The sequence below is a fragment of the Parazoarcus sp. PS-13 R2A genome (genome assembly GCF_057621855.1).
In genome coordinates this window covers 82,278-106,667 of record NZ_JBYEXN010000009.1, presented here as the reverse complement: position 1 = coordinate 106,667, position 24,390 = coordinate 82,278, and the positions used below count along the sequence as shown (strand labels likewise).

18 protein-coding genes are annotated in these 24,390 nt (G+C 62.9%); 12 read left to right on the top strand and 6 right to left on the bottom strand.

The window, feature by feature from the left end:
* Positions 1 to 16: 16 nt before the first annotated feature.
* The 3 genes from purD (at position 17) to hemF (ending at position 2,663) form a co-directional block, all read left to right on the top strand.
* A complete protein-coding gene (purD, locus tag AC22G6_RS10420; RefSeq protein WP_108973338.1) occupies positions 17 to 1,294 on the top strand; it encodes a phosphoribosylamine--glycine ligase in 1,278 nt (425 codons plus the stop codon).
* A 121-nt stretch (positions 1,295 to 1,415) separates the two neighbouring features.
* Positions 1,416 to 1,748, top strand: coding sequence for a YegP family protein (locus AC22G6_RS10415; RefSeq protein WP_108973336.1), 333 nt, complete (start codon positions 1,416 to 1,418; stop codon positions 1,746 to 1,748).
* 6 nt (positions 1,749 to 1,754) lie between these two features.
* The gene (gene hemF, locus AC22G6_RS10410; protein WP_487366733.1) at positions 1,755 to 2,663 is read left to right on the top strand and encodes an oxygen-dependent coproporphyrinogen oxidase; all 909 of its coding nucleotides are present in this window, start codon (positions 1,755 to 1,757) and stop codon (positions 2,661 to 2,663) included.
* A gap of 25 nt (positions 2,664 to 2,688) precedes the next feature.
* Here the strand turns inward: hemF and dnaE are convergent, their stop codons facing one another.
* The 5 genes from dnaE to AC22G6_RS10385 all read right to left on the bottom strand — a co-directional run bounded on the left by dnaE (position 2,689) and on the right by AC22G6_RS10385 (position 12,402).
* Positions 2,689 to 6,183, bottom strand: a complete 3,495-nt coding sequence (dnaE, locus tag AC22G6_RS10405) for a DNA polymerase III subunit alpha (protein ID WP_108950992.1) — start codon at positions 6,181 to 6,183, stop codon at positions 2,689 to 2,691.
* A gap of 92 nt (positions 6,184 to 6,275) precedes the next feature.
* Positions 6,276 to 7,751 (bottom strand): mechanosensitive ion channel, encoded by a 1,476-nt coding sequence (locus tag AC22G6_RS10400; RefSeq protein ID WP_487366732.1) that lies wholly within the window; start codon positions 7,749 to 7,751, stop codon positions 6,276 to 6,278.
* Between the two features lie 161 nt (positions 7,752 to 7,912).
* The gene (locus AC22G6_RS10395; protein ID WP_487366731.1) at positions 7,913 to 8,887 is read right to left on the bottom strand and encodes a quinone oxidoreductase family protein; all 975 of its coding nucleotides are present in this window, start codon (positions 8,885 to 8,887) and stop codon (positions 7,913 to 7,915) included.
* 49 nt (positions 8,888 to 8,936) lie between these two features.
* Positions 8,937 to 10,112, bottom strand: coding sequence for a phospholipase A (locus AC22G6_RS10390; RefSeq protein ID WP_487366730.1), 1,176 nt, complete (start codon positions 10,110 to 10,112; stop codon positions 8,937 to 8,939).
* Positions 10,105 to 12,402 (bottom strand): NADP-dependent malic enzyme, encoded by a 2,298-nt coding sequence (locus AC22G6_RS10385; protein ID WP_487366729.1) that lies wholly within the window; start codon positions 12,400 to 12,402, stop codon positions 10,105 to 10,107. Before AC22G6_RS10385 ends, AC22G6_RS10390 begins: the two co-directional genes overlap by 8 nt.
* A 319-nt stretch (positions 12,403 to 12,721) precedes the next feature.
* On the opposite strand from AC22G6_RS10385, the gene AC22G6_RS10380 reads away from it, so the two are divergent.
* Complete coding sequence (locus AC22G6_RS10380; protein ID WP_487366728.1) at positions 12,722 to 13,501, top strand: ParA family protein; 780 nt, start codon at positions 12,722 to 12,724, stop codon at positions 13,499 to 13,501.
* A 43-nt stretch (positions 13,502 to 13,544) separates the two neighbouring features.
* On the opposite strand, the gene AC22G6_RS10375 is transcribed toward AC22G6_RS10380, so the two are convergent.
* The gene (locus AC22G6_RS10375) at positions 13,545 to 15,773 is read right to left on the bottom strand and encodes a UvrD-helicase domain-containing protein (protein ID WP_487366727.1); all 2,229 of its coding nucleotides are present in this window, start codon (positions 15,771 to 15,773) and stop codon (positions 13,545 to 13,547) included.
* Positions 15,774 to 16,106: 333 nt separating this feature from the next.
* Here AC22G6_RS10375 and AC22G6_RS10370 point away from each other — a divergent pair, with 333 nt between their 5' ends.
* From AC22G6_RS10370 to ybaK, 8 genes are all read left to right on the top strand, one after another.
* On the top strand, positions 16,107 to 16,436 hold the full coding sequence (locus AC22G6_RS10370) for a hypothetical protein (protein ID WP_487366726.1): 330 nt from the start codon (positions 16,107 to 16,109) through the stop codon (positions 16,434 to 16,436).
* Positions 16,437 to 16,684: 248 nt separating this feature from the next.
* Positions 16,685 to 19,306: a leucine--tRNA ligase gene (leuS, locus tag AC22G6_RS10365; protein WP_487366725.1), complete on the top strand. Its 2,622-nt coding sequence runs from the start codon at positions 16,685 to 16,687 to the stop codon at positions 19,304 to 19,306.
* A gap of 10 nt (positions 19,307 to 19,316) precedes the next feature.
* Positions 19,317 to 19,832, top strand: coding sequence for an LPS-assembly lipoprotein LptE (locus AC22G6_RS10360; protein ID WP_487366724.1), 516 nt, complete (start codon positions 19,317 to 19,319; stop codon positions 19,830 to 19,832).
* Positions 19,829 to 20,836 (top strand): DNA polymerase III subunit delta, encoded by a 1,008-nt coding sequence (gene holA, locus AC22G6_RS10355; protein ID WP_487366723.1) that lies wholly within the window; start codon positions 19,829 to 19,831, stop codon positions 20,834 to 20,836. Before AC22G6_RS10360 ends, holA begins: the two co-directional genes overlap by 4 nt.
* A gap of 87 nt (positions 20,837 to 20,923) precedes the next feature.
* Positions 20,924 to 22,201 (top strand): glutamate-5-semialdehyde dehydrogenase, encoded by a 1,278-nt coding sequence (locus tag AC22G6_RS10350; protein ID WP_487366722.1) that lies wholly within the window; start codon positions 20,924 to 20,926, stop codon positions 22,199 to 22,201.
* A gap of 143 nt (positions 22,202 to 22,344) precedes the next feature.
* Positions 22,345 to 22,830 carry a methylated-DNA--[protein]-cysteine S-methyltransferase gene (locus AC22G6_RS10345; protein WP_487366721.1) on the top strand — a complete coding sequence of 162 codons (486 nt, stop codon included), beginning with the start codon at positions 22,345 to 22,347 and terminating at the stop codon, positions 22,828 to 22,830.
* A complete protein-coding gene (gene xerD / locus AC22G6_RS10340) occupies positions 22,827 to 23,747 on the top strand; it encodes a site-specific tyrosine recombinase XerD (RefSeq protein ID WP_487366720.1) in 921 nt (306 codons plus the stop codon). The genes AC22G6_RS10345 and xerD overlap by 4 nt, the downstream gene beginning before the upstream one ends.
* Before the next feature lie 82 nt (positions 23,748 to 23,829).
* A complete protein-coding gene (gene ybaK, locus AC22G6_RS10335) occupies positions 23,830 to 24,318 on the top strand; it encodes a Cys-tRNA(Pro) deacylase (protein ID WP_487366719.1) in 489 nt (162 codons plus the stop codon).
* Positions 24,319 to 24,390 lie beyond the last annotated feature (72 nt).

Below are 24,390 nucleotides of genomic sequence, written 5' to 3'. Positions count from 1 at the left end.
GCCCCAGGAGCAGCACATGAAAGTCCTCGTCATCGGCTCGGGCGGGCGCGAACACGCGCTGGCCTGGAAGCTTGCCCAGTCGCCCAAGGTCACGCGCGTTCTGGTCGCCCCCGGCAACCCGGGCACCGCGCGCGAACCCAAGCTGCAGAACGTGGCAGCAACCGAAGTCGCCGACCTCGTGGCGCTTGCCCGCAGCGAGCAGGTCGGCTTCACCGTGGTCGGCCCCGAGGCACCGCTTGCCGCCGGCGTGGTCGACGCCTTCCGCGCCGCCGGCTTGCCGATCTTCGGGCCGACGAAGAATGCCGCCCAGCTCGAGAGTTCGAAGGACTTCGCCAAGCGCTTCCTGCTGCGCCACGGCATACCGACCGCGAAGTATCAGACCTTCTCAGACGCCGCCGAAGCCCATGCCTACATCGACGCCGAAGGCGCACCGATCGTGATCAAGGCCGACGGCCTTGCCGCAGGCAAGGGCGTGGTGGTGGCGATGACAGCGGAGGAAGCCCACGCTGCCATTGACATGATGCTGCTCGACAACAAGATGGGCGACGCCGGCGCACGTGTCGTCATCGAAGAGTTCATGCAGGGCGAGGAAGCCAGCTTCATCGTGCTGGCTGACGGCAAGAACGCACTGCCTCTGGCCACCAGCCAGGACCACAAGCGTCTGCTCGACGGTGACCAGGGCCCCAACACGGGCGGCATGGGCGCGTACTCGCCCGCCCCGGTGGTGACGCCTGACGTCCACGCCCGCGTCATGCGCGAAGTCATCCTGCCGACGCTGGCCGGCATGACCGCCGACGGCCTGCCCTACACCGGCTTCCTCTATGCCGGTCTGATGATCGATGGCGAAGGCAAGCCACGGGTGGTCGAGTTCAACTGCCGCATGGGCGACCCCGAAACCCAGCCGATCATGATGCGCCTCAAGACGGATCTTGCCGATCTCATCGAAGCAGCCATTGCCGGCAAACTCGATCAGATCGAGGCCGAATGGGACCGCCGGGTCGCGCTCGGCGTGGTGCTTGCCGCTGCGGGCTACCCTGACAGTCCGCGCAAGGGCGACCCGATCACCGGCTTGACACCCGCTGGCGAGGACAGCACACACGTCTTTCACGCCGGTACCGCCGAACGCGACGGTGAAGTCGTCACCTCCGGCGGCAGAGTGCTGTGTGTGACCGCGCTCGGAGACAACGTGAAGGCGGCGCAGAAGGCGGCTTACGATCTCGCGGCAACGATTCAGTTCGATGGCTGCCAGTACCGCCGCGACATCGGCTATCGCGCAGTTGCGCGCAAAGGTTGAATCGGGTCAAACAAGGACATATGCCACGGCGGTATGATCTTTACACGGGTTATGCTTGTAAAGGTGCGGTCTGAATACAGCTGACCGCGACATCCCCATCAAGTGCAGGAAGGAGAAACCGATGACCCTTAAGTTCGAGATCACCAAGTCCGCCGGCGGCGAGTTCTTTTTCAAACTCGTTGGCGAAAACGGCAAGACCCTGGTTCGCAGCGAGGGCTACAACGCCAAGGCAAGCTGTACCAATGGCGTCGAATCGGTCCGCAAGAATTCGACCGAAGACAAGCGCTATGCACAGAAGACCGCATCCGACGGACGTCCCTACTTCAACCTGACCGCCACCAACGGCCAGGTCATCGGCACCAGCCCGATGTTTGCAGACGCAGCCGCCTGTGAGGCCGCCATCGCTGCAATGAAGACCGGCGCTGCTGCTGCGGCCGTAGACGATCAAAGCTGAGAATCAATGACCCCGAGCACCGTCAAGCCCTACTTCACCGATCTTCAAACCCGGATCGTCACCCGCCTCGAACAGTTCGACGGGCAGGCGTTCAAGGCAGATGGATGGGAGCGACCGGGCGGCGGTGGCGGTCTGAGCCGTGTCATCGAGGAAGGCAACTTCTTCGAGCGCGGCGGGGTCAATTTTTCGCATGTCATGGGCGACGGCATGCCGGCTTCGGCCACCGCTCACCGGCCAGAACTGGCCGGCAGGCGCTTCGAGGCAATGGGCGTGTCGCTGGTCCTGCATCCGCGCAACCCCTACTGCCCCACGGTGCACATGAACGTGCGCTGCTTCATCGCCCTGGCCGAAGGCAAGGATCCCGTGTGGTGGTTTGGCGGCGGCATGGACCTGACGCCTTATTATGGCTACGAGGATGACGTCCGCCACTTTCACGCGACCTGTAAAGCGGCGGTCCTGCCGTTTGGCGGTGAGGCCGAGCATGCGCGTCTGAAGGAATGGTGCGACCGCTATTTCTTCCTCAAGCATCGCAACGAACCGCGCGGCGTCGGCGGACTCTTCTTCGACGATCTCGGCGCTGACGGCAAGACCGATTTCGACACCGCATTCGGCCTGACGCGATCGGTTGGCGACGCCTTTGTCGACGCCTATCTGCCCATCATCGAACGTCATCGCGACGCGCCCTATGGCGAGCGCGAACGCGACTTCCAGGCATATCGCCGCGGTCGCTACGTCGAATTCAATCTGGTTTTCGACCGCGGCACCCTGTTCGGCCTGCAATCGGGCGGACGCACCGAATCCATCCTGATGTCGATGCCGCCCATCGTCAAATGGCGCTACGACTGGCACCCCGAAGCCGGTTCGCCGGAAGCCCGCCTCTACGACGTCTTCCTGCAGCCCAAAGACTGGGTGTAAGCACCCCGCAGGGCGCTCGCCCTCGTCAGTTCGGATACACCACTTCCACCGCCTCGGGCGGCAGCCACTCGCGCAGGCTCTCGAGCAGGCTTTCCTCCAGCCGCACGCGCCAGCCGTCGCCAAAAGGCAGTTCCGCCTCGGCCACGGCGTTGCGATAACGCACCTTGACCGGGCAGCCGCCATCGCGGAACGGCGTCAGCAAGGTCTGCAGACGGTCGGCCGTTGCCGCCGCGCCGCCACTCTCGCCCACTTCACCGTTGAGCTTCAGTTGCAGCGCACGCGCGAAACGGCTGCGCGCCTCGCCCAGTGTCAGCAGCTTGTCGGCAATGATGCGGAAACCGCCCGAGAACTCGTCATTGCTGACCTTGCCCTCGATCACCAGCACCTCGTCGGTGACGATCTTGCCGCGGTTGGCATCGAGCACCTCGGAATAGACCGCCACCTCGCGTGGCTGCGTGCCGTCGTCGAGCAGCACGAAGGCCATCTTGCCGCGGTTGCCCACCTTGGTCCGCACCTCCATCACCACACCCGCCATCATGGTCAGGTCGCGCGACGGTTCGATCTGGGCCAGCGTGCGGCGCACGAAGCGGCGCACCTCGCCCTTGAAGGCATTGAAGGGGTGACCGGAGAGGAAGAAGCCGATCGCGGTCTTCTCTTCCTTGAGGCGCTCGCGCTCGGTCCACGGCCTCACCTTGACGAACTCGACCCCCGCCCCTGCCGCCTCGGGCATCATGTCGAACAGGCCCCCCTGCATCGCATTGGCAGCCACCTGCTCGGCGGCCTCCATGGCCAGCGACACGGTCGCCATCAGTTGCGCGCGATCGAGCCCCTTGTGCCCCTCCAGCGTATCCATCGCGCCCGAGCGGATCAGGGCCTCGATGACCCGGCGATTGGCCAGACGACGGTCGACACGCTCGCAGAAGTCGAACAGGTCGCGGAAGGGTGCGCCTTTCTCGCGCGCCGCGATGATCGCGCGCACCGCCGGTTCGCCCACCCCTTTGACCGCACCGAGACCGTAACGGATCACCTTGCGATCGACGGGCACGAAGCGGTAATCGGATGCATTGACGTCGGGCGGCAGCACCTCGATCTTGTTGGCAACGGTATCTTCATAGAAGATCTTCACCGTGTCGGTGTTGTCGAGGTCGGACGACATCGTCGCGGCCATGAAGGCCGCGCAGTAGTGGGCCTTCAACCACGCCGTGTGGTAGGTGACCACCGCATAGGCCGCGGTGTGCGACTTGTTGAAGCCGTACTCGGCGAACTTCGTCATCAGGTCGAACAGTTGCTCGGCCAGTGCCGGATCGTAGCCCTTCTGCTTCGCACCGTCGGCAATCGTGGCGCGGTGCTTGGCCATCTCCTCGGCTTTCTTCTTGCCCATCGCCCGGCGCAGCATGTCCGCCCCGCCAAGGGTGTAGCCGCCGATGATCTGGCTGATCTGCATCACCTGTTCCTGGTACACGATCACGCCGTAGGTCGGCTCCAGGCAGGCCTTGAGGTCAGGGTGGAAGTAGTCGATCTCCTGCTGGCCTTTCTTTCGCAGGATGAAGTCATCCACCATGCCCGAACCGAGCGGGCCGGGGCGATAGAGCGCGAGCACGGCGATGATGTCTTCGAAGCGGTCGGGCGCAAGCTTCTTGAGCAGCTTCTTCATGCCGTCCGATTCAACCTGGAAGATCGCCGTGGTATTGGCATCCTTCAGGATCTGGTAGGCCGCGGGGTCCTTGAAGCCGAGGCTCATCAGGTCGGGGCGCTTGCCGGTCTCGCGCTCCACGTACTGCAGCGCAAGCTCGATAATCGTCAGGTTGCGCAGGCCGAGAAAGTCGAACTTCACCAGGCCCACGGCTTCGACGTCGTCCTTGTCGAACTGCGACACCGGGGTCGCATCGTCGCCATCGGCGATGTAAAGCGGACAGAAATCGGTCAGCTTGCCCGGCGCGATCAGCACGCCGCCGGCGTGCATGCCGACGTTACGCGACAGGCCCTCGAGCGGCAGCGCCAGACTCCACAACTCCTGCACCGATTCGCCGTCATTGCCGTCCTTCATCATGTCGCCGATCTGCGGCTCCATCTCGTAGGCACGGGTCAGTGAAACCGGCTTCGCACCTTCGACCGGCACCAGCTTGGACAGCCTGTCGCACAGGCCATAGGGCAGATCCAGCACACGCCCCACGTCGCGCACCACAGCCTTCGAGGCCATCGTGCCGAAGGTGGCGATCTGGCTGACCGCGTCCTTGCCATAGCGCTCGCGCACGTACTCGATCACGCGATAGCGGTTGTCCTGGCAGAAGTCGATATCGAAGTCGGGCATCGACACCCGCTCCGGGTTGAGGAAGCGCTCGAACAGTAGCGCGTACTCAAGCGGATCGATGTCGGTAATATCAAGCGAATAGGCCACCAGCGAACCGGCACCGGAACCTCGCCCCGGCCCCACCGGCACGCCATTCGCCTTGCCCCAGCGGATGAAGTCGGCAACGATCAGGAAGTAACCGGGAAAACCCATCTGGATGATGGTGTCGGTTTCGAACTTCAGCCGGTCCTCGTAACGCTGACGCTGGCGCTCGCGCTCCTCCGGGTTCGGATAGAGCTGGACAAGCCGGCGCTCGAGGCCGTCCTTGGCCTCCTGCACCAGGAAGTCGTCCAGCGTCATGCCTTCCGGCGTCGGGAACTGCGGCAGGAAATTCTTGCCCAGCTGCACCGTCAGCGAGCAGCGGCGTGCAATCTCGACTGCGTTCTCGAGCGCCTCGGGGAGATCGGCGAACAGCTCGCACATCTCGTCCTGGCTCTTGAGGTACTGCTCTTCGGTAAAGTCACGCGGACGACGCTTGTCGGCCAGCACATAGCCCTGTGCGATACACACGCGGGCCTCATGCGCCTTGAAATCCTCGCGGGTGAGGAACTGCACCGGATGCGTCGCCACCACCGGCAGGCCGAGCTTGTTCGCCAGCACCAGCGCCTGGCGAATATAAGCCTCGGTGCCGGGATGTCCGGCGCGCTGCAGCTCGATATAGAAGCCGCCCGGAAACATGCGCTTCCAGTCGGCCGCCAGCAGTTCGGCGATCTCGGGGTTGCCGTTGACCAGGTTTTGCCCGATATCGCCCATCATGGCGCCGGAAAGGCAGAGCAGATCGCTCGCGGCACCGTCTTCAAACCACGCGCGGCGCAGTTCTGCCCGCCCGCGGTGCTTGTTCTCCAGATAGGCTCGCGTCAGCAGTTCGGACAACTGCCCATAACCGTTGCGGTTCTTGCAGATCAGCAGCACGCGATAAGGCTTGTCGCGCTCGACCTCGTTCTCGATCCAGACATCCGCTCCAACGATCGGCTTGATGCCCTTGCCGCGGCAGCCCTTGTAAAACTTGACCATCCCGAACAGGTTGGCGAGATCGGAAATGCCGAGCGCAGGCATGCCGTCTGCAGCCGCAGACGAAATGGCCTGATCGATCTGGACGATACCGTCCGTGATCGAGTATTCGGTGTGAAGACGGAGGTGAACGAAACGGGGGGAATGTGCGGAACTCATGGGCGCAATTTTACCCGAGCGACGCCATCCCCCCCGTACTAGGGAAGAAAAAGTCCGGTGCCGTCATGCCGCCACCGGACCCAAGTCCAGCTTCAGTCCTTGCCGGGCTCGTCCTTGCGCAACTTGGCCAGCCAGTACTCCATCTGGCGACCCGCCGCTTCACGACCACCCAGCCCGAAGGACAGGGCCACCGCCACTGCAACCGCACCAAAGCCCAGGCCAAAAGCCAGATTGACGATATCGTCAGCAATGCCCATGGCACGCAAGCCCATTGCAATCACCAGTCCGAGAATGGCGACGCGGGCAATGCGTGCCAGCCCGCTTGTATGCTCGCCGCTGGCCCGGTTGATGGCCTCGGCAGCGAGATTGGCGAGCCAGAAACCGGCAACGAGGATCACCGCGCCGAGCAGGATGTCGCCACCGAACTGAACAAACATCGTCACCAGTTCGCTGATCTGACCGAACCCCAGTCGATTTGCCGCTTCCACCACGGCAAACAGCATCGCAAAGAACAGCACCAGGCGCCCCACCAGCGCCGATGCGGTGTGTCCTTCGCCAATCGCGTGCCCAAGACCCAGCTTCGCCGGCAGCAGGTCGAACCCGACGCCTGCGAGCAGTCGCGCAACCAGACCGGACGCGAAGCGGGCAACGAACCAGGTCACGCCCAGAATCACCGCCGCCGCCAGGATATTGGGCACGGCACCAAAAAACTGATCGAGCATGCTGATCGCCGGGGCGGACACGGCCTCGATCTTCAAGGCGTCGAGTGCTGCGATCAGGCTTGGCACGAAGACCAGGATGAATACCAGCACGCCGGCAAGGCGCGACAGTTTCACGGTCTCATCCAGCCCAATGCATGTGCCCAGCCTGTCTGCGCCGGCAGCCGCAAGGAGATTGCTGACCAGCCCGCGCAAGACCCTGGCCACCAGCCAGCCCACGAATCCGATGACCAGCGCGGCAAAGATGTCGGGCACCATCGACAAGGCGCGATCGACCATGCCCTGCACCGGCTCAAGCAGGCCCTGGAGCTGAAAGGCACCGAGAATGGCCGGCAGGAACAGCAGGATCACCAGCCAGAACGCGACATTGCCCATGTTGGCGCTCATCGGCTCCATGCCGGCCTCGGTTGCGAGGCGCTCATCCAGCGTGGTTGTTGCCAGCATCTTGCTCGTGAGCGCCCGAAGGACGGTCGCGAGCACCCAGGCGACCACCGAAAGAATGGCGCCCGCCAGCAGATGCGGCAGGTAGGTGGTGATCTGGGCCAGCAAGGCCGCGAACGGAGACGACAGACTCTCCAGATCGAGGATGTTGAGTACCGCGACGACAGTAATCAGCAATACCAGCCCGAACAAGCCAAGGCTGAGCATCGACTCAAGATCGAATGCCTGCCCGGTGCCGCTCTGAAGCTTCTGGTTGACGCCCGCGACCCGCAATACGCGGCGGCTGCCCGCACGGACAAGGACTGCGGCAAACCAGCCCAGCGCCAGGATGGCAAGCGCACCGAGTATGCCCGGCAGGCTGCCGCCCAAGGTCGATTGCAAGCTCGAAATCAGCGTGTTCTGTTCCATTGTTGTCGATCTCCCTGGTCGTCATGAGATGAGAGGTAGCACACGTGACGCCATTCCGTTGCGCCAAATGCTGCACCGCATCATACCGGGAACATATGCCAGACCCGACAACTTTGCAACAAACACAAACTCACCAAACGACCCGGGCCGCCGCAGACAGGTCAGGGCAACAGAATGCTGGAACCCGTCGTCAGGCGCGCCTCAAGCTCGGTATGCGCACGGGCAGCTTCGCTCAGCGGATAACGCTGGTTGATCTCGATCTTCAGCTTTCCGGTACTCACGACATCGAACAGATCAGCCGCCATTGCGACCAGATCGTCCCGCTCCGCGGTGTAGGTAAACAGTGTCGGACGGGTCAGGAACAGCGACCCCATCTTCGCCAGCAGACCGCAATCGAAAGGAGGGGCCGGGCCGGATGCTGCGCCGAACAGCACCATCATGCCCATGGGCCGCAGGCAGGCCAGTGAATCCATGAAGGTATCCGCACCGATCGAGTCGTAGACCACCGGCACACCGCGTCCGCCGGTGATGGAGCGGACCTGTTCGGCGAAGCGTTCGCGGGTATAGACAATCGGATGATCGCAACCGTGGGCGCGTGCGATCTCGGCCTTTTCGTCCGAGCCGACCGTACCGATCACCGTCGCCCCGAGCGCCTTCGCCCACTGGCACACCATCAGTCCCACCCCGCCCGCAGCGGCGTGGATGAGGATGGTGTCGCCCGGCTGCACGCGATACGTGCGGCGCAGCAAATACTGGGCGGTCAGGCCCTGCAACATCATTGCCGCGCCCTGCTCGAACGAAATCGACTCGGGAAGCGCAACCAGACGGTGTGCAGGAATGTTGCGAACTTCGGCATAGGCACCGAGCGGGCCGCCCGCATACGCGACGCGGTCACCCACCTTGAGTCCATCGACCTCGTCACCGAGCGCTTCGACCACGCCAGCCCCCTCAAGCCCGATGCCCGAAGGCAAGGGGACCGGATACAGGCCACTGCGGTGATAGGTATCGATGTAGTTCAGGCCGACGGCGTGGTGGCGTACGCGTGCCTCACCGGCAGCGGGCGCGGCGGGGTCGAACGACTCCCATTGAAGGACTTCGGGCTTACCAGTCTGATGAAAGCGGATGGCGTGCGGCATGGCGGTCTCCTGGCGGGCGCACCCGCTGCGGAAACCGCCGGATGACGCCTTATCTTACGATCGAAACCCCGATTCTAAACTGAGGACCACGGCCCACGTTGTAATCGAGCAGCGTCTCGCCGTACCCGTTGAAATACTGCAGATGCGCAAACGCGCCGACCCCCGAAAACACGCTCTGGCGCAGCGGATAGGACAGATCGAGCTGCGTGCTGCCCACGCCTGCCTTGCCCTTGCGCAACAATGCGGAAAGCATCAGACCGTCGTCGCTTCCCAAGCGCAAACCGAGCTGGGCGTAGCCTCGGTAATCGGTGATATCGGGATTGTCGTCCTTGTCGATATAACCCCAGACCTTGGGCTCAACGCCCAGATAGGTGCGACCGTTCGGGAAGTAGTAACGGGCATCGATACGCGCAAACAGGGTATCGATACTGCGCGAATCCTCTTCATCGCGCCCGTTGGATTCGTGCTCGTAACCGGCAGCCAGTGCGACCGAATTCCCCTCGCTGGGATCGGACAGCTTCCACTGATAGAACAGCGAAGGCCGGAAACTGGTATCGCGAAACGGCTTGGACTCCGATGAGAGGTCCCACAACGAGGTCTGCGTAAAGCCGAAATACAGACCGCGCACCAGCGGAAAGCTCTCGGCCACGACGCCCTGATCGTCGAACAGACGGTAGCGGAAGCTGATCTGGTAGCGCGCCGACTTCGGGTCGGTGCCGCCGACGACGAAATACATCGGCTCGTGAAAACTCAGCGCGGCAGGGGCTACGGGCTCATCCGAACGCTTCTGCTGGGTCACCGCCCCGGCCTTGGCGACGTTGCCCGCCTGCGCGGACGCGGCAGGTGACCGCAACGCGGCCCCGGAATCGAAAATCAGCCGTGCAGAAGGCGACTCGAGCAGGGAAAGCGTTGCCATGCCGACCACTTCGCCAGGCCATTGGCCGATGTAGCGCCGCTGCGTTTCCCCGAGAGAGCTCGCCCGCACGAGTTCGACCGCAATGCGCGGCCCGCCGTCCGGCAGTTCAACCTGAGCCGGCAGGCGCTCCGGCCACACGCCATCCACCGGCGCACCGATGACAATCAGTTCAAACGACTGCCCGGGCACCACTCGGGGCTCGGGCGACGCAAGCAACCAGCCCCCCGCCTGCGCAGGCGCAACCGCGACCAGCGCAAGGGGAAGCAGGCTGGCCCGCACGAGGCGGGCCACCAGACCGGACTCAGCCACCCTTGGAGCGCCTCAGTTCGGCGGCATCGACCACTGCCAGCGCGGTGATGTTGACCAGGCGACGAACCGTGGCCGACGGCGTCAGGATATGCACAGGCTGTGCAGCACCCAGCAGAATCGGACCAACAGACACGCCGTCGCCGTTCGCCATCTTCATCAGGTTGAAGGAGATGTTGGCTGCGTCGAGGTTGGGCATCACCAGCAGGTTGGCATCTGCCGTCAGCGCCGAATCCGGATGCAGTTTGGCGCGGATCTCGGGCGACAGTGCTGCATCGCCGTGCATCTCGCCATCGCATTCGAGTTCGGGTGCCGTGGTACGCAGTATCTCACTGGCTGCACGCATCTTGCGCGCCGACGTCGAATTCGAGCTGCCGAAATTGGAGTGCGACAACAGGGCGACGCGCGGTTCGATACCGAAACTGCGCAACTCGGCAGCCGCCATCAGCGCGATCTCGGCCACTTCATCCGCATTCGGGTTCTCGTTGACGTAGGTGTCGGTCACCGCAAGCATGCGCTTGGGCAGCAGCAGCAGGTTCATCGCCGCAAACTGCTTGGCGCCCGGCTTGAGGCCGATGACGTCCTGCACCTGTCGCAGGTGATAGTCATAGGTCCCGAACGTGCCGCACACCAGCGCATCCGCATCGCCACGACGCAGCAGCATCACGCCGATCAGGGTCGTGTCGCGACGCATCTTGGCCTTGGCCAGATCCGGCGTCACGCCGTCACGGGCCATCATGCGGTAGTAGTCGTTGCACAGCTCGCGATAGCGCGGATCGGATTCCGGATTGACGATATCGAAGTCGCGCTCGGGCACAAGGTTGAGGCCGATCTTCTTGATCCGCATCTCGATCACGCTGGGGCGACCGATCAGGATCGGACGTGCCAGGCCTTCGTCGATGGCCACGCGCGCGGCATGCAGAACGCGCTCGTCTTCGCCCTCGGCGTAGAGTACGCGTTTCTGCTCCATCGGCACGCGCTTGGCTGCGGAGAACACCGGCTTCATGACAATGCCGGTCGTGTACACGAAATCGCTCAGCGTTGCCGCGTACGCCTGCATGTCCTCGATCGGATGGCTCGCAACACCGGAATCCATCGCAGCCTGGGCCACTGCCGGCGCGATCTTCACGATCAGGCGCGGATCGAAAGGCTTGGGGATGATGTAGTCGGGACCGAAGGTCAGTTCCGCGCCGCCATAGGCCGAAGCCACGATGTCACTCTGCTCGGCCTGAGCCAGCTCGGCGATCGCCTTCACGCAGGCAAGCTTCATTTCCTCATTGATCGTGCTGGCGCCCACGTCGAGCGCGCCACGGAAGATGAAGGGGAAGCACAGCACGTTGTTGACCTGGTTCGGGAAGTCCGAACGCCCGGTCGCCACGATGCAGTCCGGGCGCACCGCCTTCGCATCAGCGGGCAGAATCTCAGGATTCGGGTTTGCCAGCGCGAAGATCAGCGGCTGGTCGGCCATATTGGCGACCATCTCGGGCTTGAGCACGCCCGCGGTGGACAGACCGAGGAAGACGTCGGCACCAACGATGGCATCGCCCAGTGTGCGCGCATCGGTGACCTGAGCATAACGGGCCTTCGTCGGCTCCATCTTCTCGTCACGCCCCTGGTAGATCACGCCCTTGGAGTCGCAAACGTAGACGTTCTCACGCTTCAGACCAAGGCTGACCATGAGGTCGAGGCAGGCAATGGCGGCCGCGCCGGCGCCGGAACACACCAGCTTCACGGTGGAGATGTCCTTGCCGACGACCTTGAGACCGTTGATCAGGCCCGCCGACGAGATGATGGCCGTGCCATGCTGATCGTCATGGAAGACCGGAATCTTCATGCGCTCGCGCAGCTTCTTCTCTATGTAGAAGCACTCGGGCGCCTTGATGTCCTCGAGGTTGATACCACCCAGCGTCGGCTCAAGCGAGGCGATGATGTCGATCAGCTTGTCGGGGTCATTCTCGTTGAGCTCGATATCGAACACGTCGATATTGGCAAACTTCTTGAACAGGCAGCCCTTGCCTTCCATGACCGGCTTCGACGCCAGCGGGCCGATATTGCCCAGTCCGAGCACTGCAGTGCCGTTGGTGACCACGGCAACCAGGTTGCCACGGCTGGTGAGTTCACGTGCCTGTGCGGGGTCTGCGACGATGGCATCGCAGGCTGCTGCCACACCGGGCGAATAAGCAAGCGCGAGATCGCGCTGGTTGGTCAGGCCCTTGGTGGGCACGACCGAAATCTTGCCGCGTGTCGGCGCACGGTGATAGTCCAGGGCCGCTGCGATGAAATCCTGATCCATGAGTTCTCCCTCTCGGTACAGTATGGTGTTCTTGTGAACATCCGGACAGGACAATAGGCGCGTGCCCTTGTCCTGCCAATTGCGATCATCCGCAGCGTTTTCTTTTTGCTCTGGCGCGAGCTGCCTTGCCACGGACCGGACCCGACCGGGCCCGCATGCCGAGCGCCCCGGGGAGTAGGCTGCAACGGTCATGAATAACGAGTCGGAAGTTTAGCGCAGCGCTCGCGGCTTGGGCAGGTGTGCCCTGCGCAAAACAGCTATCCGGGATAGGTTTGCCGATTTTTGGCACAATGCCGCAACAACCGGAGGGGAATCGACAATGCGACGCGTGGTGTTCAATCAGAAAGGTGGGGTCGGCAAATCCACCATTACCTGCAATCTGGCAGCAATCAGCGCCCAACAGGGCAAGCGTACGCTGGTCATCGACCTCGATCCGCAGGGCAACTCCACGCAATACCTTCTCGGCGTATCGGGCGACTCGCTCGACAGCACACTCGCCGACTTCTTCGACCAGACGCTCAACTTCAAGCTCAATCCGAAAGCCACCGGCGACTTCATCGTCGCCAGCCCTTTCGACGGCCTGCACGTCATGCCCTCCCACCCACAGCTGGAAGAGCTGCAAAGCAAGCTGGAATCGCGCTACAAGATCTACAAATTGCGCGACGCACTCGACGAACTCGCCGAGGAATACGACTGCGTCTATATCGACACGCCGCCGGCGCTCAACTTCTACACCCGCTCGGCCCTGATTGCCGCCAACGCCTGCCTGATCCCGTTCGATTGCGACGACTTCTCGCGCCGCGCACTGTATTCCCTGCTCGAGAACGTGGAGGAAATCAAGGCCGACCACAACCGCGACCTGAAAGTCGAAGGCATCGTGGTGAATCAGTTCCAGGCCCGCGCCAGCCTGCCACAGAAAGTGGTGCAGGAGCTGATCGACGAGGGTTTGCCCGTACTTGAGCCCTACCTGTCGGCCTCGGTAAAGATCAAGGAATCACACGAACAGGCCAAGCCGATGATCCACCTCGAGCCCAAGCACAAACTCGCGCAGGAATTCGTCTCCCTGCACGACAATCTGGCACGCAAGTACGGCGCCTGAGCGGCGTGGGCCTGCACAGGCCCGCCGCCACTCTGGAACGCACTCAGGCCGGATCGAGCTTGGCCACTGCGAGCAGAAGCCACTTCATCCCCGCCGAGCCGAAGTTCACCTGAACACGGGCGTCACTGCCACCGCCCTCGGCGGCGACGATCACGCCCTGCCCGAACTTGGCGTGGCTCACGTTCTGGCCGATGCGCAGACCGCCGGGCAAACTGGCAAACGCCGGCCGCGGTTCGCGCTGCGTTGCCGCCGGTTTCGCGGACGACGTGAAGTAGGCTCCCCCTGCGCCACCAGTCGCACCGCCAAGCGCCGCACGCGGACTCGGCGGACTGAGCCACTTGGTGAGCCCGGCCGGAATCTCCTCAAGAAACCGTGAACGCAGGTTGTAGCGGGTCTGGCCATGAAGCATCCGGCTCTGCGCGAATGACAGGTAGAGTCGCTCCCTGGCGCGAGTCACCGCCACATACATCAGCCGCCGCTCCTCCTCCAGCCCCTCGGCTTCGAGAATGCTGTTCTCGTGCGGAAACAGCCCCTCTTCAAGCCCGGACAGGAAGACCACATCAAATTCCAGACCCTTGGACGAATGCACGGTCATCAACTGCACCGCATCCGCGCCCTGGTCCGCCTGATGATCGCCGGCCTCGAGCGACGCATGGGCAAGGAAGTCCGCAAGCTGACGGTGCTCGCCGGCATCGGCGGACTCCGCTCCGGGCGCGCCCGCCTGCTGCTCCGCAACGAAGTTGGCGGCCGCATTCAGCAGTTCGTCCAGGTTCTCCAGGCGCTCGCTGCCCTCTTTCTCGCTTTTGTAGTGATCTCGAAGACCGGAGCGGTCCAGCACGTGATCGATGAGTTCGGGAAGGGTCAGCGGCCCGGTATCACGCCGCAGATCCTCGATCATCCTCAGGAACTGACCCAGCGCGGTTCCCGCCTTGCCCGTCAGGTGCGGCACGGTGGCATACAGGCTGGTGTTATAGGTGCGCGCGGCGTCCTGCAGCACCTCGATCGAGCGCGCTCCAATGCCACGCGTGGGAAAATTCACCACCCGCGCAAACGCGGTGTCATCGTCCGGATTGGCGATCAGGCGCAGATAGGCAAGCGCGTGCTTGATCTCCTGGCGCTCGAAAAAGCGCAGGCCGCCATAGACGCGGTACGGAATACCGGCCGAGAAAAGGCGGTGTTCCAGCACGCGCGACTGCGCGTTTGAACGGTACAGCAGCGCAATCTCGGCGCGGGAACGTCCATCGCGCACCAGGCCCTGTATTTCCTCCACGATCCAGCGTGCCTCGTCAGAGTCGGCATAGGCCTCGAACACACGGATCGGCTCGCCCGCCCCCTGGTCGGTCCACAGATTCTTGCCCAGGCGGTGCGTATTGAAGCGGATGATCGCATTCGCCGCATCCAGGATATTGCTGTGCGAGCGATAGTTCTGCTCGAGCCGAATGACGTTCTTGACCTGAAACTCGCGCTCGAAGTCGCGCATGTTGCCCACTTCAGCGCCACGAAACCGGTAAATGCTCTGGTCGTCATCCCCCACGCACAGCAAGGCCGCGCCGCCCTCGGCACCGTCTGCTGCCAGCAGCTTCAACCACCGGTACTGCAAGCGGTTGGTGTCCTGAAACTCGTCGACCAGGATGTGCCGGAAGCGTCGCTGATAATGGCGACGAATCGGTTCATTGCGTTCGAGCAACTCGTAAGTGCGCAGCAGCAACTCCGCAAAATCCACAACAGACTCGCGCTGGCACTGTGCTTCATACTCCTGATAGAGCTGAACGCGCTGCTTTGTAAAGTCGTCCCAGGCTTCGACGGCATGGGGGCGGTTTCCCGCCTCTTTCTGGCCGTTGATGAAGTGCTGGAGCTCACGTGGCGGAAATTTTTCGTCGTCGACATTCAGCGTCTTCAGCAAACGCTTGATTGCGGCCAGCTGATCGGCAGAGTCAAGGATCTGGAACAGTTGCGGCAGCCCGGCATCACGGTAATGGGCGCGCAACAACCGGTTGCACAGACCATGGAAGGTGCCGACCCACATGCCACGCGGACTGACCGGCAGCATCGCACCGAGGCGGGCGAGCATCTCCTTTGCCGCCTTGTTGGTGAAGGTGACCGCCAGAATGCCGGACGGGTCGACCTGGCCGGACTGGATCAGCCAGGCAATGCGCGTGGTCAGGACGCGGGTTTTTCCAGAGCCGGCGCCCGCGAGGATGAGGGCATGCTGAGGCGGCAGGGTAACGGCCTGAAGTTGTTCGGGGTTCAGATTGGCAAGCAGTTGGGACATGAGTTTTCCTTTACTGCCGCCATTCTAACCGCTGACCTTGCACAGCCCGCTAGCGCCGGGCAGGAGCGTGCGAGCGCTCACCTCTATAACTAACGGAATAGTGTTGCGATTTTGAGACAGGCGCTTGATCCCCTGTAACTGCTACGATAGGCTTGAATTGTGCACAGCAACAAATTGATGAACTTTTTCACGGTTTATTTGCCAGACACCCACTAGAATGGTTCATAAGAAGCCATCGTTACTTAACGCAGCACAGCATACGGAGCGCAAAGCACAGGCCCACAAGGCCCCTAAAGCGCACGCAGGCCTACCCCGGCCATACGGAGAACACAGATGAAAGCACCCAAACTACTTCCCTGGTACGCCCGCAAGGCCGGCGTCCCCATCGAGCGCGCCAATTCCCTTTGGCGCAAGGCAGTCCGCGAAGCCACCGCCGAGACCGGCTGGGTTGGCAACGCAGAGTACTGGGGTGCAGCCATCGACATATTCCTCAACCTCCTCGACGCCGAGAAGGAAACCCTGTGCACGCCCTGTGTTACGCCCATTCTTCGCAGCCAGCAGCGCATGTGGAACATGCCGCTGACAGCGATGGAAGACATGTTCAAGGCCATGTCGGCCAACTGGCAGCGCCAGACCGAGATCAAACCCCAGAAGGCGGCCTGACCGGTACGAATTCGAGCGCAGCGCCCCAGCGGCGACGCCCACCCCCTCCCTCCCTCTCCTTCATCGGAGATTTGGCATCCGGCCCCTCCGCCGGGTGCCATTTTTTTTGCCGAAGCGCGTAGAAGGCCGGCTTTCCTGCGCCGGACAGGCAAAGGATTTGGCACTCAGACCCGACTGCCCGAGCGCCAGCACCGGGCTTCGCGATATACTTTCGCGTTTTCAACGCTTTGAGCGCACGCACCCCGCCCATGCAGGACAAATACCAGCCCGCCGCCGTCGAAACGGCCGCCCAGCAACACTGGGATGCCACCTCGGCCTTCCGTGTATCCGAAGATGCCAGCCGTCCCAAGTACTACTGCCTGTCGATGTTCCCTTACCCGTCGGGCAAGCTGCACATGGGACACGTGCGCAACTACACCATCGGCGACGTACTGGCGCGCTTCCACCGCATGCGCGGCTACAACGTGCTGCAGCCCATGGGCTGGGACGCTTTCGGCATGCCCGCCGAGAACGCGGCCATCCAGAACAACGTGCCGCCCGCCAAATGGACCTACGCCAACATCGATTACATGAAGACCCAACTCAAGCGCCTGGGCTTCGCCATCGACTGGTCGCGCGAAATCGCCACCTGCACGCCCGAGTACTACCGCTGGGAGCAGTGGCTGTTCACCCGTCTGTACGAGAAGGGCCTGATCTACAAGCGCCTCGGCACGGTGAACTGGGACCCGGTCGACGACACCGTGCTCGCCAACGAACAGGTCATCGACGGCCGCGGCTGGCGTTCCGGCGCGCTGGTGGAAAAGCGCGAGATCCCCATGTACTACATGAAGATCACCGCTTACGCCGACGAACTGCTTGAGGCGCTGGATGGCCTGTCCGGCTGGCCGGAGCAGGTCAAGCTGATGCAGAAAAACTGGATCGGCCGCTCGGAAGGGGTCGAGGTGCACTTCCCCTACGACCTGTCGACCATTGGTGCATCCGGCGTACTGAAGGTGTTCACCACCCGCGCCGACACGCTGATGGGCGCAACCTACGTCGCGGTCGCAGCCGAACACCCGCTCGCCACACAGGCGGCTGCAGGCAACGCTGAACTGGCTGCCTTCATCGAAGAGTGCAAGCGTGGCGGTGTCGCCGAAGCCGACCTCGCCACCATGGAAAAGAAGGGCATGCCCACCGGCCTGCGTGTGGTGCACCCGATTACCGGCGAATACCTGCCGGTGTGGGTCGCCAACTACGTGCTGATGGGCTACGGTGAAGGCGCGGTGATGGCGGTTCCAGCCCACGACGAGCGTGACTTTGCGTTTGCCACCCGTTACAAACTGCCGATCACGATGGTCGTGCGCTCCACCCGTGACGCCTACGAACAGACCGTATCGCCGTGGATCGACGCCTATGCCGAACCGGGCCGACTGGTCAATTCCGGCAAGTACGATGGTCTGCATTTCCAGGATGCGGTCGATGCCTTCGCTGCCGACCTCGAAGCCAAGGGCCTGGGCAACAAGCGCGTGCAGTACCGCCTGCGCGACTGGGGCATTTCGCGCCAGCGCTACTGGGGCTGCCCCATCCCGATGGTCCACTGCGACGACTGCGGTGACGTGCCCGTACCTGACGAGCAGCTGCCGGTAGTTCTGCCCGAGAACGTCGAAGTGACCGGCCGCGGCTCGCCGCTGGCCAAGATGGCCTCGTTCTACGACTGCAGCTGCCCCAAATGCGGCAAGCCGGCCAAGCGCGAGACCGACACCATGGACACCTTCGTCGAATCGTCCTGGTACTTCCTGCGCTATGCCTGTGCTGACAGCACCACCGCAATGGTCGATGAGCGCGTCAATTACTGGGCGCCGGTAGACCAGTACATCGGCGGCATCGAACACGCCATTCTGCACCTGCTCTACTCCCGCTTTTTCACCCGCGCCATGCGCGATTGCGGCCTGGTGAACGTGTCCGAGCCCTTCGCCAACCTGCTCACCCAGGGCATGGTGGTTGCCGAAACCTATTACCGCGACCTCGACGGTGGCAAGAAGCAGTGGATCAACCCGGCCGACGTCACTGTCGAACGTGACGAGCGCGGTCGCATCGTTGCAGCCAAGCTCACCAGCGACGGCCTGCCGGTCGTGATCGGCGGTGTCGAGAAGATGGCGAAGTCGAAGAACAACGGCGTCGACCCGCAGGCCCTGGTGGACCAGTACGGTGCGGATACCGCACGTCTGTTCACCATGTTCGCCGCCCCGCCCGACCAGCAGCTCGAATGGTCCGACTCCGGTGTCGAGGGTGCGTCGCGCTTCCTGCGCCGGGTATGGAACCTCGGCCACGTTTTCAGCAGTGAAATGCGTGCAGCACTGCCGGCCCAGCGCCAGATGGCAGCGGGCACGCTGCCGGCGGCACTGGCCGACGTTCGCCACGAGATCCACACCCACCTGAAGCAGGCCAACTACGACTTCGGCAAGCACCAGTTCAACACCGTGGTGTCGGCGGCGATGAAGATCCTCAACGCACTCGAAAAAGCGCCGCGCGACAACGCTGCGGCGCACGCCGAGCTGACCGAAGAGGGTCTCTCCATCCTGCTGCGCCTGCTGTCACCGATCACGCCCCATATCGCGCATGCGCTGTGGAAGGACTGTGGCTACGGTGAGGACATCCTCGCCGCAAGCTGGCCCGAGCCACTCGAAGCAGCACTCAAGCAGGACGAGTTCGAACTGATGGTGCAGGTCAACGGCAAGCTGCGCGGCAGCATCAAGGTTGCCGCAGCCGCCAGCAAGACCGAGATCGAAGCGCTCGGACTGGCCTCCGAAGCCGCACAGAAGTTCATGGAAGGGAAGCCGCCGAAGAAAGTCGTCGTCGTTCCCGGCCGCCTGATCAATATCGTGGTCTGAGGACGCACTCATGCACTCCAACTCTGCCCGTCGCCGCCTGCTCAAAGCAGGCGCGGCACTCGCAGCCTCAGCCATGCTTGCCGGCTGCGGCTTCCACCTGCGCGGGCCTCAGCCCCTTGCCTTCTCCACCCTGCATGTCAGTGTCAGCCAGTTCTCCGACCTTGGCTCCGCGATCCGCCGCAAGGTGGAACACAGCGGTACAACGACGATTACCGAGGATGCGAGCAAGGCCGAAGCCAGGCTTCAGATTCTTGCAAACGAGCGTGGCCGCGAAATTCTCAGCCTGACGAGTTCCGGGACGGTACGCGAGTACCAGCTTACGCAGCGTATCCGTTTCCGCCTCATCGACAGCAAGAACACCGAGCTGATCCCGCCCACGAACATCTCGGGGCAGCGCGAGTACACCTTCGACGATGAAGAGGTGCTCGGCAAGGAGCAGGAAGAAACGCTGCTCTATCGCGACATGCAGGCCGATCTCGTGCAGCAGATCATGCGTCGCCTGGCGGCCTATCGCCGACCCCAGTGAACCTCAGGCCAGACCAGCTCGCAAGCCAGCTCGACAAGCCGCTGGCGCCGCTCTGGGTGCTTTTCGGCAACGAGCCCCTGCTCGTGCTCGAAGCCGGCGATGCAATCCGGGCAAGCGCCAGGCGCCAGGGCTTCTCCGAACGTGAAACGCTGGTCGTCGGCCAGGGTTTCCGCTGGGAAAGCCTGACCATGGCAGCCGGCAACATGTCGCTGTTCGGCGGCGAAAAGCTGGTCGACCTGCGCATTCCCACAGGCAAGCCGGGCCGCGAAGGCGGGGACGCACTGCAACGCTACCTCGCCCACTTGCCTGCGGGCGTGCTCACCCTGGTCACGCTCCCCGAACTCGACTGGCAGACGCGCAAGACAGCCTGGTTCAAGGCACTCGGCGAGCACGGCATCATCATCGAGCTCAATGCGCCCGAGCGCGAACGCCTCCCTGCCTGGATCGCGCATCGCCTTGCCGCCCAGCAGCAGTCTGCCGACCCCGAGGCACTGAGCTTCATCGCGGACCACGTCGAAGGCAACCTGCTTGCGGCCCACCAGGAGATCCGCAAGCTTGGCCTGCTCCACCCGGAAGGCAAGCTCAGCCTCGAACAGATTCAGGACGCCGTCCTCAATGTTGCACGTTACGACATCGACAAGCTGCGGCAGGCGGTACTCGAAGGCGACCCCGCGCGTTGTGCGCGACTTCTGGAAGGGCTGAAGGGAGAAGGCGCCGCACCGCCGCTGATCCTGTGGGCGCTCGCCAACGAAACCCGCAGTCTCGCCAGTCTGCGCGCCGGGCGCGATGCGGGGCAGCCGCTCGCCGCGCTGTTCAAGAGCGAACGCATCTTCGACAACAAGCGTCAGCAGGCACTCGGCCGGGCGCTGGAGCGCCTGAACCAGTCCGGGCTGCGCGCCGCGCTGATGCACGCTGCGCGCATCGATCGCATGATCAAGGGGCTGGTCGCTGGCGATGTCTGGGACGAGTTTCTGCAACTGGCGCTCCGGCTCGCCCGCCGATAAGTTCAGTGAGCGGATTGCACAAGCGAACCACACGAAGCGCTTTCAATGCTTTAATTCCTGTTTGGCTCTAGCGCTGCGAAGATACAGATGGACATCCAGAACTACATGCAAACTCTCGGACGGCAGGCCCGTGCGGCATCCCGTCTGCTGGCTGCGGCTTCGTCCGAGGCCAAGAACACTGCCCTGCTGGCCATGGCAGCCGACATTCGCGCACGCGCCGCCACCCTGCTTGCGGCCAACGCACAGGACCTTGAAGCTGCGCGTCGTGCCGGTCTTGAGCCGTCCATGATCGACCGCCTGACGCTCACTGAGAAGGGGGTCGAAGCCATCGCCATCGGCCTCGAACAGGTCGCGGCCCTGCCCGACCCGGTCGGCGAGATCACCGACGTCAAGCGCCGCCCCTCTGGTATCCAGGTTGGCAAGATGCGGGTACCGCTCGGCGTCATCGGCATCATCTACGAAGCCCGTCCAAACGTGACGGCGGACGCTGCCGCGCTGTGCCTCAAGTCTGGCAATGCTGCCATCCTGCGCGGCGGCAGCGAGGCCCTGCACTGCAACCAGGCGATTGCCGAATGCGTGCGCAACGGACTCGCCGCAGCCGGCCTGCCCGAACATGCGGTACAGGTTGTCGACACCACCGACCGCGCTGCCGTCGGCGCCCTCATCACCATGCCCGAGTTCGTGGACGTGATCGTGCCGCGTGGTGGCAAGGGCCTGATCGAACGCATCTCGCGCGAATCCAGGGTTCCCGTGATCAAGCACCTCGATGGCAACTGCCATGTGTACGTTGATGACGAAGCCGATCCGGCGCGTATCGTACCGATCGTCGAGAACTCAAAGACCCAGCGCTACGGCACCTGCAACACCGCCGAGTCGCTGCTCGTTTCGCGCACCGTGGCCGACCTCTGCCTGCCCGCCATCGGCACCATGCTCGCCGGCAAGGGCGTCGAGATGCGCGCCTGCCCGGAATCGCTAGCGCTGCTGACAGAGGCCGGCATTGCCGCCGACAAGCTCGTGGCCGCGACAGAGCAGGACTGGAGCGAGGAGTACCTCGGACCAATCATCGCGGTGAAGATCGTTGCCGGCCTGGATGAAGCCATCGAGCACATCAACACCTACAGTTCGGGGCACACCGAGTCGATCCTGACCGAGAACTACACGAACGCCATGCGCTTTCTGCGCGAGGTTGATTCGGCCTCCGTCATGGTGAATGCGTCCACGCGTTTCGCAGATGGTTTCGAATACGGACTCGGCGCGGAGATCGGAATTTCGACCGACAAGATTCACGCCCGCGGCCCCGTCGGACTTGAAGGCCTGACCAGCCAGAAGTGGATCGTTTTCGGCAACGGAGAAATCCGCCGCTGATTGCGCTCGAAGCACTATCGGACCGTTTATCGAACGGATAGCATTGGAACGCCCGTCATTGCACGGGCGTTCCGCTTTCAGCCCCGTGATCGACGGCGCATCCGCACTCGCTGCGGGGACGGCGCCAGCACCCAGGTAACACGATGCCCACACGGCAAGCCCGACAGCACGCATTCGCCGCCGTGCTGAACCTGCCCTTCGGCAAGTTCGGCATCCGCATTGCCGGCGATAGCGTCACCGAGATGGTATTCCTGCCGCCAGACACACCGGTGCAAGCACCGTGTTCGCCGCTTGCTGCAGCCGTCGCAGACCGCATCCGCGCCTGGATCGCTGCGCCACAACAGGCACTGGTGCTCCCCCTCGCTGCGTGCGGCACGAGCTTTCAGTGCCGGGTGCGAGCGGCACTGCAGGCCATCCCGCCGGGCGAGGTGCGCACCTACGGCGACGTTGCCCGCATGCTCGGCAGCGCCCCACGCGCCGTCGGACAGGCCTGTGGCGCCAACCCGTTTCCGCTGGCTGTCCCCTGCCACCGCGTTGTCGCAGCGAACAGCATCGGCGGCTTTGCCAACGCCCGCGACGGCTATCTGATTGCGGCCAAGCGCTGGCTGCTGAACAACGAAATGCAATGAGCCGGACACCTGCGCCCCCCCTGCCCGACACCTTGCGTGATGAGCTTGACGCCTTCGTCGACACCCTGTGGCTGGAACACGGACTGGCGCGCAACACCCTTTCCGGCTACCGCAGCGACCTCGCCTTGTTCGGCAAGTGGCTCGCTGCGCGCGGCATTCCCCTTCAATCGGCACCGGCAGCCGAACTGAGCGCCTACCTGGCCGAATTCAGTCTGCGCGCCAAGGCCACCAGCCAGCGCCGGCTGCTATCGGCCTGGCGGCGTTATTACCGCCATCTGCTGACGCAGGGCCGCATCAGCGAAGACCCCACCCTGCAACTGGATTCACCCCTGCCCTCCGACCGTTTTCCAAAGACCCTTTCGGAAGCCCAGGTCGAAGCCCTGCTTGCCGCCCCCGACACCGACACCGAACTCGGCATCCGGGATCGCTGCATGCTGGAAGTATTGTATGCATGCGGCCTGCGCGTTTCCGAATTGACCGAGCTCAAGCTGTTCGCAGTCAGTTTGAACGAGGGGGTTATCCGCATAATGGGTAAAGGCAGCAAGGAACGACTCGTTCCGCTCGGTGAAATTGCTTCCGAATGGATCGCCCGCTACGTTGGCGGCGCCCGCAACACCTTGCTCGCCGGACGCAATTGCGATGCCATTTTTGTCACCCGGCGCGGCAGCGGCATGACAAGACAGATGTTCTGGCGGATCATCAAGCAATACGCCGTGCAGGTCGGCATTCCGGCACAGCGTATATCACCGCACACGGTTCGACATGCATTTGCCACCCACCTGCTCAATCACGGCGCCGATCTGCGGGTAGTGCAAATGCTGCTCGGGCATGCGGACATTTCGACCACACAGGTTTATACGCATGTCGCCCGCGAACGCTTGAAACAACTTCATCAACTTCATCACCCGCGTGCCTGAACCATGAGACTGGCCGATCTTTTGCCAACTCGCAGCCATTAATGACCGTCACGCGATATTGCCGTCATCAGGAAATCCGATCATGAGCAAAATTGAAAGACACGCACCGGAAACGCCCGCAACCCGCTTCTTGCGACAGCACGGGATCGCTCACTCCGATCACCTCTACGAATATGAAGAGCACGGCGGGACGGAGGTCTCTTCACGTGAATTAAATGTGTCCGAACACGCCGTAATCAAGACCCTGATCATGGAAGACGAAAACGGCCAGCCGCTTGTCATGCTCATGCATGGGGACAACAAGGTTTCAACCAAGGAACTGGCGCGACAGACCGGCCACAAGCGCATCGAACCGTGCAAACCGGAGGTCGCCAACCGCCACTCGGGTTTTCTGATCGGCGGAACCTCGCCTTTTGGCACCCGCAAGAAAATGCCCGTTTACATGGAAAAATCGATTCTCGACCTGCCGCTGATCTATATCAATGGCGGCAAGCGCGGCTATCTGGTCGGCATCCACCCGCACGATCTGATTCGCGTATTGCAGGCCCAGCTTGTTCAGGTTGCAAACTGAGCGCTTTGCACCGGTCCTGGCGCGGACGAATTGATACCTGCAAAACGCAAATTAACCGGATTTCAGAAAAAA